The organism is Emticicia sp. BO119, from assembly GCF_013912375.1.
Classification (GTDB): Bacteria; Bacteroidota; Bacteroidia; order Cytophagales; family Spirosomataceae; genus Emticicia.
Map to the genome: position 1 here is coordinate 1 of NZ_JACETV010000025.1, position 1,299 is coordinate 1,299.

The window sequence follows — 1,299 nt, forward strand, 5'->3', positions numbered from 1 at the left end:
AATTAAAGGGCTAAGGGAACAATTGTTTAATCAAAAAATAAAATTTTTTGAATTCTCAAAAGATTGGATCACTTACAAGGTTTCTGATTTTTTAGCTTTTTTTTCCACTAATTCACTTTCTTGGGAATGCTTAGAATATGGTGATGGCTTATTAAATGTTCATTATGGCCTTATTCATCAAGAACTTCCAATTCTAATTGATTTAAAAGAATCTAAATTGCCTAGTATTAAAAATGAATATATTCCTAATAAATATACATTGTGCCAAGAAGGTGATTTGATTTTCACAGATGCGTCTGAAGATATTAATGATATTGGTAAAGTAGTAGAACTTATAAATTGCAACGGTAAAAGCATTATTTGCGGATTACACAGTATACATGCAAGGGATAAGTTAAAGATAACTATAACAGGATTTAAAGGCTATGCTTTCTCTTCACAACAATTTCGTAAACAAATACAACAGCTTGCCCAGGGAAGCAAGGTATATTCAATAAGTACTAAGAATTTTAACGAATGTTATATGAATATCCCATCAAAAGAAGAACAATCAAAAATCACTGATTTTCTGTCACTTATTGATGAAAAAATCGCAAATGAAAAAAAAGTATTAAAAATATTACAACAACAAAAGGTCAGCTTTCTAAAGGAGCTATTTATATAAATAGATTTTTTAAAAGATAATCTTTCTGTGCTTTATATTGTTCTAACGACATTTTCTCCAAAGTAATTTGCGTATTCATACTTGATAATAAGTTCGAGATGCGCTTTTGCTCTGACAAAGAAGGCAGATTAAAGTTTATATCAAAAAAATCAGATATACCAACGTTAAGTAAACCGTGATTTCTAGCACCTTCTTGTGCAATTTTTTCTATTTCTCTATTTTGGAGACCTGATTCAAAAAAATGCTCCATAAAATCTATATTAACATGACTATTAAGTCGAAAGCAAATATATAATGTTGAAACAACCCCTTTTTCATATTTGGTAAGTCTCTTTATGGCACCCATCGGATAACCAGTAGAATAGCTTTTATTATAAGCGAAATCATTTCTTTGCAGAATATAATAACCTGAAACATCTCTCGCTGAAACAGACTTATTGAAAAAATCTAATTGGCTAATTAAACCTAATTGAGCAGATATTGTTAAAACATTTAGATTACTCTCTAAATTTTTTTCTATTATTCTTTGTGAAATATCTTTTAATGCCTTGAACTCCCATTCCGGAAAATCATTTCCATTTTTATCTTTGAATCTAACTTTTTGATTAACCAATTGTTCCCTTAGCCCTTTAATT

2 protein-coding genes are annotated in these 1,299 nt (G+C 28.9%); one reads left to right on the forward strand and one right to left on the reverse strand.

The features are described 5' to 3' along the window. Nucleotides 1–664, forward strand: a 664-nt coding sequence (locus H1R81_RS27245) for a restriction endonuclease subunit S (RefSeq protein ID WP_220275333.1), incomplete at its 5' end; no start/stop codon positions are given. Here the strand turns inward: H1R81_RS27245 and H1R81_RS27250 are convergent. Then, nucleotides 657–1,299, reverse strand: a 643-nt coding sequence (locus H1R81_RS27250) for a restriction endonuclease subunit S (RefSeq protein ID WP_181843917.1), incomplete at its 5' end; no start/stop codon positions are given. The genes H1R81_RS27245 and H1R81_RS27250 overlap by 8 nt on opposite strands.